12 protein-coding genes and 1 pseudogene are annotated in these 16,705 nt (G+C 68.0%); 8 read left to right on the forward strand and 5 right to left on the reverse strand.

The features are described 5' to 3' along the window. The first annotated feature begins 96 nt into the window (after positions 1-96). The gene (locus tag NDR87_RS29475) at positions 97-1,506 is read left to right on the forward strand and encodes a lipase family protein (protein ID WP_251917023.1); all 1,410 of its coding nucleotides are present in this window, start codon (positions 97-99) and stop codon (positions 1,504-1,506) included. A 6-nt stretch (positions 1,507-1,512) separates the two neighbouring features. Here NDR87_RS29475 and NDR87_RS29480 read toward each other — a convergent pair whose 3' ends face one another. Next, positions 1,513-2,211 carry a S1 family peptidase gene (locus NDR87_RS29480; RefSeq protein ID WP_251917021.1) on the reverse strand — a complete coding sequence of 233 codons (699 nt, stop codon included), beginning with the start codon at positions 2,209-2,211 and terminating at the stop codon, positions 1,513-1,515. Between the two features lie 299 nt (positions 2,212-2,510). Here NDR87_RS29480 and ssb point away from each other — a divergent pair, with 299 nt between their 5' ends. From ssb to NDR87_RS29505, 5 genes are all read left to right on the forward strand, one after another. Then, positions 2,511-2,999, forward strand: coding sequence for a single-stranded DNA-binding protein (gene ssb, locus NDR87_RS29485; RefSeq protein ID WP_251917018.1), 489 nt, complete (start codon positions 2,511-2,513; stop codon positions 2,997-2,999). A gap of 102 nt (positions 3,000-3,101) precedes the next feature. Next, positions 3,102-4,778: an energy-dependent translational throttle protein EttA gene (gene ettA / locus NDR87_RS29490; RefSeq protein ID WP_251917016.1), complete on the forward strand. Its 1,677-nt coding sequence runs from the start codon at positions 3,102-3,104 to the stop codon at positions 4,776-4,778. Positions 4,779-5,104: 326 nt separating this feature from the next. Further along, positions 5,105-10,003, forward strand: coding sequence for an NAD-glutamate dehydrogenase (locus tag NDR87_RS29495; RefSeq protein ID WP_251917014.1), 4,899 nt, complete (start codon positions 5,105-5,107; stop codon positions 10,001-10,003). Between the two features lie 322 nt (positions 10,004-10,325). After that, positions 10,326-10,778: a thioesterase family protein gene (locus NDR87_RS29500; protein WP_286014216.1), complete on the forward strand. Its 453-nt coding sequence runs from the start codon at positions 10,326-10,328 to the stop codon at positions 10,776-10,778. A 14-nt stretch (positions 10,779-10,792) separates the two neighbouring features. Continuing rightward, positions 10,793-11,479 carry a hypothetical protein gene (locus tag NDR87_RS29505; protein WP_251917111.1) on the forward strand — a complete coding sequence of 229 codons (687 nt, stop codon included), beginning with the start codon at positions 10,793-10,795 and terminating at the stop codon, positions 11,477-11,479. A gap of 51 nt (positions 11,480-11,530) precedes the next feature. Here NDR87_RS29505 and NDR87_RS29510 read toward each other — a convergent pair whose 3' ends face one another. Together NDR87_RS29510 and NDR87_RS29515 are read right to left on the reverse strand one after the other, a co-directional pair. Next, a complete protein-coding gene (locus tag NDR87_RS29510) occupies positions 11,531-11,845 on the reverse strand; it encodes an AzlD domain-containing protein (RefSeq protein WP_251917012.1) in 315 nt (104 codons plus the stop codon). A 543-nt stretch (positions 11,846-12,388) separates the two neighbouring features. Continuing rightward, positions 12,389-13,051, reverse strand: a pseudogene (locus tag NDR87_RS29515) (AzlC family ABC transporter permease); the annotation flags it as partial. A 76-nt stretch (positions 13,052-13,127) separates the two neighbouring features. Between NDR87_RS29515 and NDR87_RS29520 the strand changes: the two are divergent. Beyond that, entirely contained in the window at positions 13,128-13,700 is a 573-nt protein-coding gene (locus NDR87_RS29520; RefSeq protein WP_251917009.1) for a helix-turn-helix domain-containing protein, read from the forward strand. Here the strand turns inward: NDR87_RS29520 and NDR87_RS29525 are convergent. Both NDR87_RS29525 and NDR87_RS29530 read right to left on the reverse strand, forming a co-directional pair. After that, positions 13,679-14,647, reverse strand: coding sequence for an NAD-dependent epimerase/dehydratase family protein (locus tag NDR87_RS29525; protein WP_251917008.1), 969 nt, complete (start codon positions 14,645-14,647; stop codon positions 13,679-13,681). The genes NDR87_RS29520 and NDR87_RS29525 overlap by 22 nt on opposite strands. A 606-nt stretch (positions 14,648-15,253) precedes the next feature. Continuing rightward, positions 15,254-15,946 (reverse strand): HNH endonuclease, encoded by a 693-nt coding sequence (locus NDR87_RS29530; RefSeq protein ID WP_251917006.1) that lies wholly within the window; start codon positions 15,944-15,946, stop codon positions 15,254-15,256. 338 nt (positions 15,947-16,284) lie between these two features. On the opposite strand from NDR87_RS29530, the gene NDR87_RS29535 reads away from it, so the two are divergent. Beyond that, positions 16,285-16,689: a globin gene (locus tag NDR87_RS29535; RefSeq protein WP_251917004.1), complete on the forward strand. Its 405-nt coding sequence runs from the start codon at positions 16,285-16,287 to the stop codon at positions 16,687-16,689. Positions 16,690-16,705: the final 16 nt, after the last annotated feature.

Here is a 16,705-nt window from a genome sequence, read left to right on the forward strand (position 1 = left end):
CGCGGCCTGTGGCATACGGTCTGTGCAACTTAGAGAGGGAAAGCTCTCTTTTCAGTTTGCACGGTCTTCGTGCTCGGGATTCGATGAGGAGTTCTCATGGCCGCGGCGCACGGCATCCGTACCGTCCTCGCCCACACCACCCTGGCCCTGGCCGCCGGTCTGGCCCTGGCCGCAGGTCCGGGCGCGACGCCCGTCGCGCTCGCGGAGCCGGTTGCGGTCGCGCCGCCGTTACCGTTTCCCGTTCCGCCCGCGCCGCCGTACCTCGACCCGGCGTTCTACACCCCCGACCCGGCCGGGGTCGCGACCGCGCGGCCGGGTGAGATCCTCGCGGCGCGGCAGGTGAATCTCGCCAATTTCTGGCTGATTCCGTTGAACGTCAAAGCTTGGCAGCTGTCCTACCGCAGCACCAATACCCGGGGCGAGCCCATTGCGGCCGTCGCGACGGTAATCGTCCCGCACCGGCCGCCCGCGAGTGGACTGCGTGGGCTGCTGTCGTTCCAGTTCGCCGAGGACTCGCTGTCGATGAACTGCGCGCCGTCGTATGTGCTGCAGATGGGGTCGCTGCCCAATCCGCTCAATCCGGTGATCCCAGCGGAATTCGTCGAGGTGCAGGCCATGCTGCAGCTCGGGCACGCCGTCGTCGTTCCCGATCATCAGGGGCAGAACGGGGCCTGGGCGGCCGGGCCGCTCGGCGGTCGCATCACCCTGGACGGCATCCGAGCGGCCGAGAACTTCGAGCCCGCAGGGCTTTCCGGCCCGGCCACCAGGGTCGGGCTGTGGGGTTATTCCGGCGGTGCCATCCCCACCGGTCACGCCGCCGAGCTGCAGCCCGACTACGCCCCGGAGTTGAACCTCGTCGGTTCCGCGACCGGCGGTCTGATGGCCGACATCCGGGAGGCCCTCGACTACAACAACGGCACCTCGACCTTCGGGGGAGCGGTGCTGGGCGGGCTGTTCGGGGTGGCGCGCGAATATCCCGAGCTGGCCGGGTTCGTGGACCGCTACCTCAATCCGCTCGGCAAGGCCGTTCGGGTGCTGCACGAAAACCAATGCGTCGCACTGCAATTCGCGGGATTCCCGTTCGTGAACATCAAGGGCCTGTTCGACTATCCCGGCGACCCGCTGCGGGCTCCGGAGGTGCAGGGGGTGATGGACGATCTCGCACTCGGCAAACGCGCTCCCCTCGCGCCGGTGTACATCTACCAGGCACCGCTGGACGAGGTCATGCCGATCAATTCGGTCAACCGCCTCTACGACACCTACTGCGCCACCGGAACCGCCCGCGTGGCCTACACCCGAGACCTGTTGAGCGAGCACGGCATCGCCGCGGTCTCCGGCACCGCGAGCGCCGCCCTGTGGCTCAACGACCGCCTCAACGGAATTCCGGCCACGGACGGCTGCCGCAACCGCGACGTGCTGACCCAGTTCGCCGATCCGGGTGCGCTGCAGGCCTTCGCCAACGCGGTCGGGCAGACCCTGGCCTCCGCGCTGGGCATGCCGGTGTGACCGGCGTTACGGGACCGGCGGCAGGCGCCACTCGAACCGCCCGCCCGTATGCGCGCTGATGGTGTCGCGCAGATAGCTCGCCGATTCGACGACGATGCCGCCGCCCTCCTTGGTGCCGATCAGGATGCCGAGGAAGTCGGCGGCGCCGGGGCCGCCGCGTCGATAGACGATGCCGCCGGAATCGCCCTTCTCCGAGGGGAAGTCGGCGACGAAGTAGCCGTTCTGCACCGCGGTCACCGGGCCGCAGGTGGTCCCGGTCGTGGACCCGATGTGGCAGACCTCCTCGCCGACGGCCGGTACAGCCTCGGCGGAGGTGATCGTCAGCCGGTCGGGCAGGGTTGCCGCCGCGGCGACGTTCGGTTCGTAGCGTACGAGGGCGAAACCGAGCTGCTCGACGGTGTCGTCACTGCCGAAACCCTGTTCGTAGACCCCCATCCGGAATCCGTCGTGCGCGAAGACCGCCTTGCCGCCCTGGAAGCAGTGGCCCGCGGTGACGCCGTATTGGATGTCACCGATATGCCCGCTCAGGCCCAGACTGCACCGCTTGTCGTCGGTGTTGAGCGCCATGCCGGGCGCCGCTATGCCCATCGCGGCACGGGCCTCGGGCGGCCCGGCGGTGGCCATGGCCAGGACCGCGGCCAGGATGATCAGGAAGTTCGGCAAGCGGCCTGAAGACAACGGCCGCAAGCCATCTGGAATTCGCATGTCTGCTGTCCCCTCCCGGTCGGCGGCTCGGCCCGCCGGCTCGGCCCGTACCGTATCACCGGTGCCCGCCGCCCGCGACGCCAAGAATTGTTGGGGCGGAAGGGCTTCGGGGCAGGTGACCGGCCTGCTGGGGCGAATTCGAAACGGGCGGAATTCACAAGCGGAAACTTATCCACAAATTCGATTTCGATCTTTCGCGGGCGGCGGCGGGAGGGGAGGCTGGAGCCATGCCCTCGGGCCGAGGGGTTGGGGCTCGGGGATCACAACGTCGACAAGTCGGAAAGTCAAGGGGTGGAACCATGTACGAGACAACGATGGCCGTCATCGGCAATGTCGTCACCCATCCGGTGCGGCGCAGCCTGCCCGGCGGGGAACAGGTGGTGACGTTCCGGATGGCGAGTAATTCCCGCCGCTACGACCGCGAAGCCGGGGACTGGGTCGACAGCGGCACCCTCTTCCTCACCGTGAACTGCTGGCGGCGGCTGGTCGAGGGGGTCGACGCCTCGATCCGGCGCGGCGACCCGGTCATCGCCTACGGGCAGCTGCGCACGACCGAGTACCGCACCCGCGAGGGTGTGCAGCGGCGCGATCTCGAGCTGCGCGCCAGCGCGGTGGGACCGGATCTGGCGCGCTGTACCGCGGCGGTGACGCGGCACGGGCCGGGGAACTTCCCGATCGGCCCGGCCGTTGTCGATCAGGTGGACGACGGGCCGCAGGAGCGGCCGCGCGCCGAATCCGGGGCCTTCGATAGTGTCGAGGCGCCCCGCGACGACCTCCGGACGGCCTGATCCGTCCGGGCGGAATCAGACAACTACCGACCGATAGGCCCGCCTCGTCCCCGCCACCGCCCGCGACGGAGACGCTGCGCGTCGCAGAATAGGATTTCGTACATGGCTGAGTTCATCTATCAGATGAGGAAAGTTCGGAAGGCACACGGCGACAAGGTCGTGCTCGACGACGTGTACCTGAACTTCCTCCCCGGCGCCAAGATCGGCGTCGTCGGTCCGAACGGCGCCGGTAAGTCGAGCGTGCTGAAGATCATGGCCGGACTGGACCAGCCCAACAACGGTGAGGCGTGGCTCGCGCCCGGCGCGACCGTCGGCATCCTGCAGCAGGAGCCGCCGCTCAACGAGGAGAAGACCGTCCGCGGCAACGTGGAGGAGGGCCTCGGCGAGATCAAGGTCAAGCTGGACCGTTTCAACGAGATCGCCGAGCTCATGGCCACCGACTACTCCGACGAGCTCATGGAGGAGATGGGCAAGCTGCAGGAGGAGCTCGATCACGCCGACGCCTGGGACCTGGATTCCCAGCTAGAGCAGGCGATGGACGCGCTGCGCTGCCCGCCGCCGGACGAACCGGTCACCCAGCTCTCCGGTGGTGAGCGCCGCCGGGTCGCGCTGTGCAAGCTGCTGCTGAGCAAGCCCGACCTGCTGCTGCTCGACGAGCCCACCAACCACCTCGACGCCGAGAGCGTGCTCTGGCTCGAGCAGCATCTGGCCCAGTACCAGGGCGCGGTGCTGGCCGTCACCCACGACCGGTACTTCCTGGACAATGTCGCGGGCTGGATCCTCGAGCTCGACCGCGGCCGCGCCTATCCGTACGAGGGCAACTACTCCACCTACCTGGAGAAGAAGGCCGAGCGCCTCGAGGTGCAGGGCAAGAAGGACCAGAAGCTGCAGAAGCGGCTCAAGGACGAGTTGGCGTGGGTCCGCTCGGGCGCCAAGGCGCGTCAGGCCAAGAACAAGGCCCGTCTGCAGCGCTACGAGGAGATGGCGGCCGAGGCCGAGCAGATGCGCAAGCTGGACTTCGAGGAGATCCAGATCCCGGCCGGTCCGCGCCTGGGCAATGTGGTCGTCGAGGTCGAGCATCTGGACAAGGGCTTCGGCGATCGGCAGCTGATCAAGGATCTGTCGTTCAGCTTGCCGCGCAACGGCATCGTCGGTGTCATCGGCCCCAACGGCGTCGGTAAGACCACGCTGTTCAAGACCATCGTCGGCCTCGAGCAGGCCGACAGCGGCACCGTACGCGTCGGCGACACGGTGAAGCTCAGCTACGTCGACCAGAACCGCGCGGGCATCGATCCGAACAAGACGGTGTGGCAGGTGGTCTCCGACGGGCTGGACTACATCGAGGTCGGCAGCCAGGAAATGCCCTCGCGCGCATATGTTTCGGCGTTCGGCTTCAAGGGCCCGGACCAGCAGAAGCCCGCGGGCGTGCTGTCCGGCGGTGAGCGCAACCGGTTGAACCTGGCGCTCACGCTCAAGCAGGGCGGCAACCTGATCCTGCTCGACGAGCCGACCAACGACCTCGACGTGGAGACCCTGGGCTCGCTGGAGAACGCGCTGGAGAAGTTCCCCGGCTGCGCCGTGGTCATCTCCCACGACCGCTGGTTCCTCGACCGCACCTGTACCCACATCCTGGCCTGGGAGGGCGACGACACCAACCCGGCCAAGTGGTTCTGGTTCGAGGGCAACTTCGAGGCCTACGAGGCCAACAAGATCGAGCGGCTGGGACCGGATGCGGCGCGCCCGCACCGGGTCACCCATCGCAAGCTCACCCGCGATTGATTCTCCGTCAGCGGGTACGCATCTGATGACAGAGGCGTACCCGCGCGCGGAAGAGCAAGGAGCTGGCTACTGCTCGGTTACTCACAGGCGAATAGCGTGATCCGGCCATTGCGGTCGGGCGTCAATTGATCGTTGGCGCAACGTCCTACGCGTACCACCAGCGTGTTCTGCTGGTACGTGGGTGAATTCGTACCCGAGTAACCGTGCGGGCGTTCGGACTTTGCCGTGGCTTTGGGAGGAATCCCTCCCGGCTGCTCCAACACCCAGCTACTCTCGACCCCGGCGTCACTGTTACGGAACCGAATCCGAGGGAGTTGGCGAAGAAAATGACGGTCTCGTCCGAATTGTCCAGCGCGGCGTGGGTCGCGGGGTTGCCGGAGCAGTTGCGCGGTGAGCTCGCCACCCTCGAGGAGGCATACTTCCGCCACGTGGACGCCGGCGACGTCGACGCGATCAGCGGAAGCTCGCTGCAGATCTTCCGCAGGCACATCGAACTGGGCATGCAGCGCCCACCGGGGACGGCCCGCGTGCGGGTGTACCACCCCGACGACGGCTCCGGGCTGGGTGCCGCGGTTCAGATGGTCACCGACGACATGCCGCTGCTGGTGGAATCGGTGACCTCCTCGCTGAGCCGCATCGGCGTCAGCGTCAGCGAGATCATCCACCCGATCTTCGAGGTGCGGCGCGACGACGAGGGTCGGCTGGAATCCGCCGCCCCGCACGAGGTGGACGGCAACGGCGTCACGGGCCTGCGCGAATCGTGGATGCATGTGCAGCTGCACCCGTCCACCAGTCCGGAGCTGCTGCAGCGGATCGAGGCCGCGATTCCCGACGTGCTCACCGACGTGCGGCAGGTCATCGGCGATACCGAGGCCATGCGCGCGGTGCAGGACCAGCTCGCCGACGCGCTCGACGCGGCGGCGAAGGAGGACACCCCGCCGTTCAGCGGCACCGATCTGGTCGACTGCGCCAACCTGCTGCGGTGGCTGGCCGACGGGCATTTCACGGTGCTCGGCTACGCGCGCTACCAGCGCGCCGCGGCCGAGGGCGGGAAGACGAAATCCGTTGTCGTACCGGGCAGTTGCCTCGGTGTGCTGCGGCCCAATGTGGGCACCGATTTCCTGGTGCCGGTCAACGGCGGCAACCGACCGCTGCTGATGCTGACCCAGGGCCTGGTCCCGGCCACCGTGCACCGCTCGGTGTATCCGTACTTCATCGGCGTCGCCGAATTCGACGCCGCTGGCGCGATCACCGGGGAACACCTGTTCATCGGCGTGTTCACCGTGGCCGCCATGCACGAGAACGTGCTCGACATCCCCGTCATCGAGCGGCGGGTGCGCGCGGTGATCGAGCAGAGCGGTTTCGATCTGGACTCCTTCTCCGGGCAGGCGATGCTCGAGGCGATCCAGTCGTTCCCGCGCACCGAGCTGTTCTCTTCCGACACCGAGACCATGCGGCGCACGGCCAGCGCGGTGCTCAACGTCGGCATGCGCCGACAGGTGCGGCTGTTCCTGCGCTCGGATTCCTACGGCCGCTTCGTGGCCTGCATGGTCTACCTGCCGCGTGACCGCTACACCACCCGGGTGCGGCTGGAGATGCAAGACATCCTGGTGCGCGAGCTGGGCGGCGTCTCGATCGACTACTCGGCCCGGGTGTCCGAAAGCGAGCTCGCCAGTGTGTATTTCACCGTTCGGTTGCCCGAGCCGGGCACCAAGGTGGATACCTCGGAGGCCAACCGGTTGCGGATCCAGGCGCTGCTGACCGAGGCCAGCCGCACCTGGGACGACCATCTGCGCGACGAGGTTGCCACCTCGTCGGTGCTGGATCCGGCCGTGGTACAGCGCTATTCGGCCGCGCTGCCGGACGCCTACAAGGAGGATTTCGAGCCCAGCCGGGCGCTGGCCGACATCCTCCGGTTGGAGCGGCTCCCGGCCGGGCGGATCGATCAGCATCTGTACCGGCGACCCGAATCCGACCCGGGCTCATGGCGTTTCACGCTCTACATCGGCGCGGGCATCTCGCTGAGCCAGGTGCTGCCGCTGCTGCAGAGCCTCGGCGTGGAGGTCGTCGACGAACGGCCCTATCAGCTGGAGTTCGAGGACGGCCGCGAGGCCTGGATCTACGACTTCGGCCTGCAGGCGCGGCCGGATCTGCTGCGTAAGGCGTTGGACCGCAATATGGATGCCGAGCTGGTGGAGACCACCGATCGGCTGGACGTGCTCGACGCCCAGGAGCGCGGTCTGCGGGATCGGTTCACCGAGGCGTTCGACGCCCTCTGGTACGAGCGCGCCGAGGCCGATCCGCTCAACGAGCTGGTGCTGCGGGCGGGGCTGCACTGGCGCTCGGTGTCGATTCTGCGCGCCTACTCGAAGTATCTGCAGCAGGCCGATTTTCCCTACAGCCAGGCCAATATCGCGCGGGTGCTGCTGGCCTCGCCCGATATCGCGCGGTTGTTCGTGGAGCTGTTCGCGGCGCTGTTCGATCCCGATACGGTCTCACCGGAGCGAGCGGGCGAACTCGAGACGGCGGTCCGGGAGCGGATCAACGAGGTTGTCAGCCTCGATGCCGACCGCATTCTGCGGGCGATCCTGGGCCTGTTGAAGGCGTCGCTGCGGACCAATTTCTATCGGGTCGACGGCCAGGGGCGGCCGCGGGGTTACCTGTCGATCAAGGTGGAGCCGCGTGAGATCGCCGAATTGCCCAAGCCGCGGCCGCAATTCGAGATCTTCGTGTACTCGCCGCGGGTGGAGGGTGTGCATCTGCGGTTCGGCCCGGTGGCGCGCGGCGGATTGCGCTGGTCGGATCGGCTGGAGGATTTCCGCACCGAGATTCTGGGCCTGGTGAAGGCGCAGGCGGTGAAGAACGCGGTGATCGTGCCGGTGGGGGCGAAGGGCGGATTCGTGGTGAAGCGGCCGCCCGCCGCGACGGGGGATCCGGCCGCGGATCGCCAGGCGCTGCAGGCCGAGGGCGTGGCCTGCTATCGGACGTTCATCTCGGGCCTGTTGGATGTGACCGACAACGTCGATCACGCCACGGGCAAGGTGGTGCCGCCGGAGCGCGTCGTGCGCCGCGACGGTGACGACACGTATCTGGTGGTGGCCGCCGACAAGGGGACCGCGACGTTCTCCGATATCGCCAACGAGGTCGCGCAGTCCTACGGATTCTGGCTCGGGGACGCGTTCGCCTCGGGTGGTTCGGCGGGTTATGACCACAAGGCGATGGGCATCACGGCCAAGGGCGCGTGGGAGAGCGTGAAGCGGCACTTCGCCGAGATGGATATCGATACCCAAACCCAGGACTTCACGGTCGTGGGTGTGGGTGATATGTCCGGTGACGTGTTCGGCAACGGGATGCTGCTGTCGGAGCACATCCGGCTGGTGGCCGCGTTCGACCACCGCCACATCTTCCTGGACCCGAATCCCGATGCGGCGCGGTCGTTCCGGGAGCGGCAGCGGATGTTCGCGCTGCCGCGGTCGTCGTGGGCCGACTACGACACCTCGTTGATCAGCGAGGGTGGTGGCGTGTGGGACCGCACGGTGAAGGCGATTCCGATCAGTCCGCAGGCGCGGGCGGCACTCGGGTTGGCCGACGACGTGACGGTGTTGTCGCCACCGGAGCTCATTCGGGCGATCCTGCTGTCGCCGGTGCAGTTGCTGTGGAACGGCGGTATCGGCACCTACATCAAGGCGTCGACCGAATCGCATGCCGAGGTCGGGGACAAGTCCAACGACGCGGTGCGAGTGAACGCGAACGAGTTGCGGGTCAAGGTGATCGGTGAGGGCGGCAACCTGGGCGTGACCGCACTCGGCCGCATCGAGTTCTGCCGCAACGGCGGTAAGTGCAACACCGACGCGCTGGACAACTCCGCGGGCGTGGACTGCTCCGATCACGAGGTCAATATCAAGGTCCTGTTGGACGGGGTGGTCTCGAGCGGGGAACTGACTGCCGCGGAACGCAATCCGCTCCTGGCGTCGATGACCGACGAGGTCGCGAACATGGTGTTGTTCGACAACGTGTCGCAGAACTTCCTGATGGGCATGTCGCGGACCGAGGCGCCGCGGATGCTGAACGTGCACATGCGGTTGATCGAGGAGCTGGAATCCCGGCGCGGGCTGGATCGTGATCTGGAGGCGCTGCCCTCGGACGCGGATATGAAGCAGCGGCTCGAGCAGGGGAGCGGGCTCACCTCGCCGGAGTTGGCGAATCTGCTCGCGCACGTGAAGCTGTCGTTGAAGTCGGATCTGCTCGAGGGCGATCTGCCCGACAGCGCCTACTTCTCGGCGCGGCTGCCGAAGTACTTCCCGACCCCGCTGCGGGAGCGGTTCGGCGCGGCGATCAAGAAGCACCGGCTGCGCCGAGAGATCGTGACCACGATGATGGTCAACGAGATGGTCGATCTGGGCGGCATCACCTATGCGTTCCGACTGTCCGAGGAGATCGGCGCCACGGCCGGGGACGCCATGCGCGCCTTCGCCGCGGCCAGCAAGATCTTCGACCTGCATTCGATCTGGAGCCGCATCCGGGCCGCCGATGCCGCCACCGCGGTGAAGGACGAACTGGAACTGGAGACCAAGCGCACTCTCGATCGCGCCTCGCGGTGGTTGCTGAGCAACCGGCCGCAGCCGATCGCGGTCGGCGCGGAGATCCATCGCTACGCGGGCAAGGTGCGCGAGCTCGCGCCGAAGGTGCCGGGTTGGCTGCGCGGCCACCACATCGACACCCTCGAGGAACAGTCGACGAAGCTGATCGGCCGGGGTGCGCCGCAGGATCTGGCGTCCGAGGTATTCGGCCTGCTCAACCTGTTCCCGCTGCTGGACGTCATTGATATCGCCGATATCACCGAACGCGGCGGCGAAGAGGTGGGCGCGCTGTACTACGCGCTCAACGAGCATCTCAAGATCGACTGGTTGCTGCAGGCGGTCAGCCACCTCGAACGCGGGGACCGCTGGCACGCTCTGGCAAGGCTGGCGCTGCGCGACGATATGTACGCCTCGCTGCGCTCGCTCACCCTGGACGTGCTCTCCGCTGGCGATCCGGAGGAGACCGCCGAGGAGAAGATCGCCTACTGGGAGTCCAAGAACCAGTCCCGCCTGGGCCGCGCCCGCGCCGCCCTCTCGGAGCTGTTCGAGTCCGGCACCCACGACCTGGCCACCCTCTCGGTAGCGGCCCGCCAGGTCCGCAGCATGGTCAGCGGCGTCGGCGCCCAATCCGAGGTCCCCAGGTAACCGCAACCCCACCGGCCGCCGCACCCGTACCGCACGGCGGCCGGTGGGACACCACCCGAGTGGTCCGGCGGCTCCTGCTTTCTGGTGTCGCGGCTTCTCGCTTCCTGGCGCTGCAGCCGACTGCCTACCGCGCCGCAACCCCCGCCTTCTGGCCCTGAATCTTCCGATTGCCCTGACCCCTGAAACTTCCAGCCGCCTGGCCTCTGAAGCTGGCCTCTGAAACTTCCGCGCGGCTGGCCCTGAACGGAGTGAAGGGCACAAAGGCTGCATACTGGGAGCGGTCCATCCGATCGGAGGTAATGCGTTGACGAGTGGTGGTTCGCTGGCCGGGAACGGATCGGCGCGCGGCTCGGCCGTGCTGCCCAGGCGGTTTCACACCAAGGTCGAGGTGCGCTGGTCCGATATGGACGCCTTTCAGCACATCAACCATGCCCGCATGGTGACGTTGCTGGAGGAGGCCCGGATTCCGTGGCTGTTCGACGACCGCCCGACCTCCGGCCTGCGCGCCGGATGTGTGATGGTCGACCTGCACGTTCGCTACCGGGGACAGCTGCGGCACGAGGACACGCCGCTCGACGTGGCGATGTGGATCCAACAGATGCGCGCGGTCGACTTCACCATCGGCTACGAGGTGCGCGCCAATGGCGTCGCCCCGGATTCGCCGCCCGCCGTCACCGCCAGCACCCAGCTCGCCGCCTTCGATATCGAGACCCAGCGGCTGCGCCGGTTGACGACGATCGAGCGCGATTACCTGAACCAGTGGAAGATCGGCTGAGCTCTTCCGACGATATGACCTTCGAATACAGCGATCAGCGGGTGCTGCAGATCCGCGACCCTGCCGAACGCGAGAATTTGGCGACCTTCGTCGCGCGCGCGATACGGCTCGATCCCGCGGCGGTTATCCGGCTGCGACGGCGCGGGGTGAACTATGTATCCGCCTGGGCGGCAACCGGATTCGAGGCGCTTGCGGTGCGGACGGTGGTCGCCGAGCTGGGCGTCGGCGATGTCACGGTCGGCGGCGATCTGATCCTGTCGGGTCTGAACGGCCCCGACGCGGGCGCGCCCATCGACCTCGGCTACTCGATGGATTCCGCCTGGCGCGGCGCGCTCCCGCCCACCACCGGTTTCGTGCACGTGGACGACGTGCCCGCCCGCGCCCTGGTCGAATTGGCCGAGCGTGGGGTGGAATTGGCGGCCGAACACGGCAGCGGCCACGGCCCCCCGGCCTCGCTCCTGGACCAGACCGTCCTCACCGTGACAGGTGGAGACGAGCAGGTCGAGGTGCCCATGCGGGTGGTATTCGCACTCACCGCAATGGATTTCATCCCGCACTCCGGTGACAAGGCCGACTCCCGCCGCATCACGTCGACCGAGATCGTTCGCGTCCGTGCCACCCGCACCTGGCTGCGCATCGACGCCCGCTACGGTTCGGTGGCCCGCCGCCGCGGCCCGGGCATGCCGCTCATCCCCTCCTGAGCCGGCTCGACCTGTGGCAACATCCGAGCGACAAGCGCCCCGCGGACCGGCTCAGGCGACCCCGAGGACGCGGAGCAGGGCAGTGGTCGCGGCCGCGGTGAGCGCCACCACGATCAGTGGCGCACGCCGCCAGGCCAGGACCACTGCCACCAGAGCGCCTGCGGGCAGGGCGAATCCGACCTTGTGCCCCGAGGGCATCAACTCGGTGACGGCCAGGGCGGTCAGCAGAACCACCGACCCGGTCTCCAGCAGGTCGGTCACATGGGGCGGAACATTGATACGGCGGCGCAGCAGCGGCCCGGCGAAGCGGATGGCGTAGGTGCCTACCGCGAGCGCGATAGCTCCGGCAATCAGGGTGGTGCTCAAAAGATTCTGCCTCTACTTCATCGAAAGACGTTGCTGCTCTTGGTTGTCGCCGACCACTGCGCTGCCCGGAGGCCGGAAGGTCGCAAGCCGGACGATCCACCGGAACCCGTCGGCACGAGCCGTCGGCATTTTGGGCTCCGATCAACGCATCGCCGCTCACGGTTTCGGTACCGGCTAGCGGTGTCGGCAGTGGTCTTCCTCCCGATCCGCGATATCGGCGACGGTCCTGCTCCCGCTGGCGGTACCGGCGGCCGTTCTACTGCTGCTCGCGGTATCGCCGACCGCCCTATTGCCGCCGCTCGCGGTGTCGCCGACCGTCCTACTGTCGCTCGCGGTATGGCCGACCGCCCTACTGCCGCTCGCGTTATCGGCGACCGTCCTATTGCCGTTCGCAGTACCGACGGTCGCCCTGCTTGACATCTCGACCGCGGTCGGCTTCGTGTTTCGAGCCCCGGCGAGCTCCATCTCCTCGACTCCGGCGAGCTCCGCCTCCGCGGCCCCGGCACACTTCACCTGCTCGGCCTGCCCCGCCTGCTCTCCCCGTTTGCGGTCGAAGGCGAGTAGCGCCGCGGGCAGAGCCAGCAGGACCGGCAGGCCGGCCGCGAGGAACGGGGTGGTGATGGCGGCTACGGCGGCGCCCGCGATCACGGCCCGGCGAGTGGCCCTGTCGCGCAGGGCCGGTACCGCCAGGGCGAGCAGTACGGCGGGGAACACGGCGTCCAGGCCGAAGCGGGATGGATCGGGGACCGCCGCGCCGATCACGACGCCGAGGACCGCGCCCAGCGGCCAGGCCAGCAGCACGCCGAGTCCGCACAGCCAGAACCGGGCGCGACGGCGGTCCTGGTCGTTCTCGGCGAGGGCCAGCGCGACCGATTCGTCGTTCATCACGTGCGTGCCGAGCAGGCGTCGCCAGCCGGTGCCGACCACATCCGGCAGCGCCAGGCCGTAGGGCAGGTGCCGGGCATTGACGACCAGGCCCACGAGCACCGCGGCCACCATGCTGCCACCGGCCGATACGATGCCGATGAACAGAAATTCCGCGCCGCCCGCCAGTACGAGCACGCTCAGCAGGATCGGCAGCCAGGCAGGCAGTCCCGAGGTCACCGAGGACGCGCCGTAGGACACGCCGATGACCCCGACCGCCAGGCAGACGGCCGCGATTCCGGTCAGGTCACTGCGATCCAGTGTTCGCCATATCGAACGCACGGCTTCTATAGTGAACACAGGAGGCGGGGTTCGTCAACGAGGACTCCACGACACCGAGGTACTGTCTGGACCCACTATGACCGAGCACGACGGCGCGCCGACCGCGCCACCGCAGGAGGCCATCGCCGCCGCGCTGCGCCGCGAGCGCGCGCGTTCGGGGATGTCGCTCACCGAGGTCGCCCGCCGCGCGGGTGTGGCGAAATCCACACTGTCCCAGCTGGAATCGGGCACCGGCAATCCGAGCATCGAAACGCTGTGGGCGCTGTGCGTGGCGTTGGGAATCCCGTTCTCGCGGCTGCTGGACCCGCCGCGCCCGCAGGTCCAGGTGATCCGCGCGAGCGAGGGGCCGGTACTGGCCTCGGCCCATGCCAACTACCACGTCACCCTGCTGGCGGCCAGTCCGCCCAACGCCCGCCGCGACATCTACCTGGTCTCCGCCGAGCCCGGCCAGCCGCGCGAGTCCGAACCCCATCTGCACGGCGAGATCGAACATGTGATTCTCGCCGCGGGACGCGCCCTGGTCGGCCCGGCCGACGCCCCCGTCGAACTCCGTCCCGGCGACTACATCCGCTACCCGGGCGACCAGCCACACATGTTCGAGGCACTGGAGCCGGGCACCTGGGGAATTCAGGCCAGCGAGTACGGCTGACGCGATCGGTTCGTCTGGACGACAACGGTTTTCCACCAGTTCACGGTTCCGGCGGCCACCTCCTCGAGTGGTGTCGGACGCAGGCCGAGTCGGTGCTCGCTGGCGGTGGAGTCGAGGTGGAACGGGCGATCGAACTGGTAGTTCATCTCGGCCAGTTCGCGCATCATCTCGTTCATCAGCCCGGCCGCGCGCAGGGCCCAGGTCGGCATGGCGAGGATGCGCGGGGCCGGGCCCCCGGCCGCGGTCGACAAGACGGCGACCAGTTCTCGAATCGATACGGCCGGAGCGGTGGGCGCGTGCAGGAACGAATTCCACAGGGTGCGGTCGGCGGCGGCCTTGATCATGGCGGCGGCCAGATCGGGCATGTAGGTGAACGAATGCGGCAGATCGATGCGGCCGAAGGCCTGAACGGCCCTGCCGCCGAGGATATTCGGGACCATGCGCTCGCCCGCGTGCGACATTCGCACATGCGGTCCGATGAAGTCGGCGGCGGCGACGCTGACGGTGGGGGTCGGCGATTCCTCGCGTGCCCGTAGCAGTGCCGCGCGCACGGCAGGCTTGCCGAAATCGGCTGCGCGCGGCATGGTTTCGACCATCGGTCGATCGACCGGGCCATAGGAGTACAGGCTCTCCGGGAAGACCACCACCGCGCCGACCCGGCCCGCGACCGACAGCACATTCTGTTCGGTCCCGGGCAACTCGTCCCACCAGGCACGCGCGGCATACCGCGAACCGTGGGTGCAGTGGTAGATCGCCACCGCGCCTTCGGCCGCGGCGCTCAGCTGGTCCGTCCGGGTGACATCCACGCGCCGGCGCTCGATCAACGGATGCTCGGGGCCGCTGCCGGACCGGGTCAGAATGCGAACCCGTTGCCCCGCCCCGGCCAACTGCTCGGCGATGGTGGTCCCGACGGGTCCGGCTCCGGTGACTATGTGCAACTCGGACATGATGTCTCCCTTTTCTAGAGAGCAGTGCTCTCGCTTTAGGGACGAGCATGCCGCATCGACTGCCCAGGTGTCAAGAGCGCTGCTCTCTTTTGTGATTGCTGCATTCGTAACCGGTTTACCGCGCCCTCGGTCACGAGTCCCAAAGCGGGGATCGCCACGCTCGCGGTCGGTTGGAGCCGCGGGTGGGATCGCGCGGAGTGGCTCGGTACTGGTCGAAACGAGTCGCACGGTGTGATCGGGCGGCGCGTTGTATGTGGCGCGGAGTGGCGTGCCCCGGTGCCGGCGTGGCCCGGCGGCGGGGCCGGGTGTGGGCGTGGCGCGGCCGGTGGTGTGGCGTGGCCGGGTGTAGGCGTGGGTGGCCAGGTGGCCTGGGTGGGTGGAGTCGCCCGGGGTGGTCGGACGGGCGTGGACAGTCGGAGTGGGATGAGTGATTCAGCTCACGGCTGTCGGGCCCGATTTCGGCACAGGACTATCGGGGCTGAGCTATGGAGGCCCGCTGGCGCGAGGTATGCGCGCTCGACAACCAGGTCGCGGCAGCGCTCATCGCGGCCGAACGCGCGCAACCGCACCGGGGATCGCGCATCTGCCAACCGGCCGGTTACCGGGTCAGGCGGCGCCTTCGCCGAGGTACTGCAGCCATACCGGGTCCAGGTCGGCGGTGGTCGACAGCAGGCGCCAGTGCGGGCCCTTGGGGGAGACCAGGGGTTGGCGCAGGGTCCAGCCGAGCTCGCTGAGGAGTTTGTCGGCCTTTCGGTGGTTGCAGGGGGCGCAGGAGGCGACGCAGTTCTCCCAGGAGTGGGCGCCGCCGCGGCTGCGCGGGATTACGTGGTCGATGGTTTCCGCCTTGCCTCCGCAGTAGGCGCAGCGGTATCGGTCGCGGTGCATGAGGGCCGCGCGGGTCATCGGCACCCGGGCGCGGTACGGCACGCGGACGTAGTTGCGCAGGCGGATCACCGAGGGCAGGGCGACCGAAGCGCCGGCGGAGTGGACCACCGGACCATCGGCATTGTGATGGACGGGATCGGCCTTGTCGCAGATCAGCAGGACGATGGCGCGGCGTGCGGACAGCGCGGTCAGCGGCTCGTAGGTGGCGTTCAGAAGCAACACCCGGCGCTTGACCCAGGGCGCGACGGCTGGCGGAGATTCGGTAGATCGGTGCTGGTGAGCACCCGGATAACTATGTTTATCGATGACAACATGCAGCGGAGTAGCCCCCGACCCACGATTGTGGACGTCGGCGGGCTGGAGTTGTCGGTGAGTTCTCGCCTCGTGTGACCGGGCGCCGTGCCGCTGCTTCATGGGAACCCCGAATTCGTATTGTCCGGTTCGTGTGGTATCTGGGCAGACACTGCCACCCAGTTGACCATGGAACCGCCACCTTTGCCAGCTGATTTGACACATTCCGTCTGTGCTGTGCGTGAACGGCCGGTTACACCCGGGGGCGGTATGCACTCGACGCCCGTTTCCGCGCCACCAACTGGTGATCTCAGAATGCCGACGCCCCGCCGCCCCGCCGAGCACAATCCGATCCCGATTGAGTGCCAACTTGTTGCCGAGGCAGGGGGCGGGCTGGGGTTGGGGGTGGCGGGCACAATGGAGCGGGACGGTGGACTTGGGTGCGACGGATGAGAGGTTTGATGAGTTCGGGAGAGCAGACGGCGACCTCCTTTTACGAGGCGGTCGGTGGGGCCGAGACGTTTCGGCGGCTGGTGGCGGCCTTCTATCGGGAGGTGGCGGCGGACGAGGTGCTGCGGCCGTTGTATCCGGAGGAGGATCTCGGGCCCGCGGAGCGGCGGTTGCGGATGTTCCTCGAGCAGTACTGGGGTGGGCCGCGGACCTATTCGGACGAGCGCGGACATCCGCGACTGCGCATGCGGCACATGCCCTTCCGGATCGGGCCGATCGAGCGCGACGCCTGGCTGCGCTGCATGCGGATCGCGGTGGCCGAGATCGAACCCGAGGTGCTCGACGATGAGCACCGGCGTGCGCTGCTCGACTACCTGGAGATGGCGGCAAATTCGCTGATGAACTCGCCCTTCTGACCCACCGCGCAAACTT

This window comes from Nocardia sp. CDC159 (assembly GCF_023740735.1).
Taxonomy (GTDB): Bacteria; Actinomycetota; Actinomycetes; order Mycobacteriales; family Mycobacteriaceae; genus Nocardia; species Nocardia pulmonis.

Excerpts from the sequence above, each read along its gene's own strand:
- NDR87_RS29535 (WP_251917004.1), top strand. The coding sequence starts at position 16,285 with ATGAGTTCGGGAGAGCAGACGGCGACCTCCTTTTACGAGGCGGTCGGT.
- NDR87_RS29520 (WP_251917009.1), top strand. The coding sequence starts at position 13,128 with ATGACCGAGCACGACGGCGCGCCGACCGCGCCACCGCAGGAGGCCATC.
- NDR87_RS29530 (WP_251917006.1), bottom strand. The coding sequence starts at position 15,946 with ATGAAGCAGCGGCACGGCGCCCGGTCACACGAGGCGAGAACTCACCGA.
- ssb (WP_251917018.1), top strand. The coding sequence starts at position 2,511 with ATGTACGAGACAACGATGGCCGTCATCGGCAATGTCGTCACCCATCCG.
- NDR87_RS29495 (WP_251917014.1), top strand. The coding sequence starts at position 5,105 with ATGACGGTCTCGTCCGAATTGTCCAGCGCGGCGTGGGTCGCGGGGTTG.
- ettA (WP_251917016.1), top strand. The coding sequence starts at position 3,102 with ATGGCTGAGTTCATCTATCAGATGAGGAAAGTTCGGAAGGCACACGGC.
- NDR87_RS29475 (WP_251917023.1), top strand. The coding sequence starts at position 97 with ATGGCCGCGGCGCACGGCATCCGTACCGTCCTCGCCCACACCACCCTG.
- NDR87_RS29480 (WP_251917021.1), bottom strand. The coding sequence starts at position 2,211 with ATGCGAATTCCAGATGGCTTGCGGCCGTTGTCTTCAGGCCGCTTGCCG.
- NDR87_RS29505 (WP_251917111.1), top strand. The coding sequence starts at position 10,793 with ATGACCTTCGAATACAGCGATCAGCGGGTGCTGCAGATCCGCGACCCT.
- NDR87_RS29525 (WP_251917008.1), bottom strand. The coding sequence starts at position 14,647 with ATGTCCGAGTTGCACATAGTCACCGGAGCCGGACCCGTCGGGACCACC.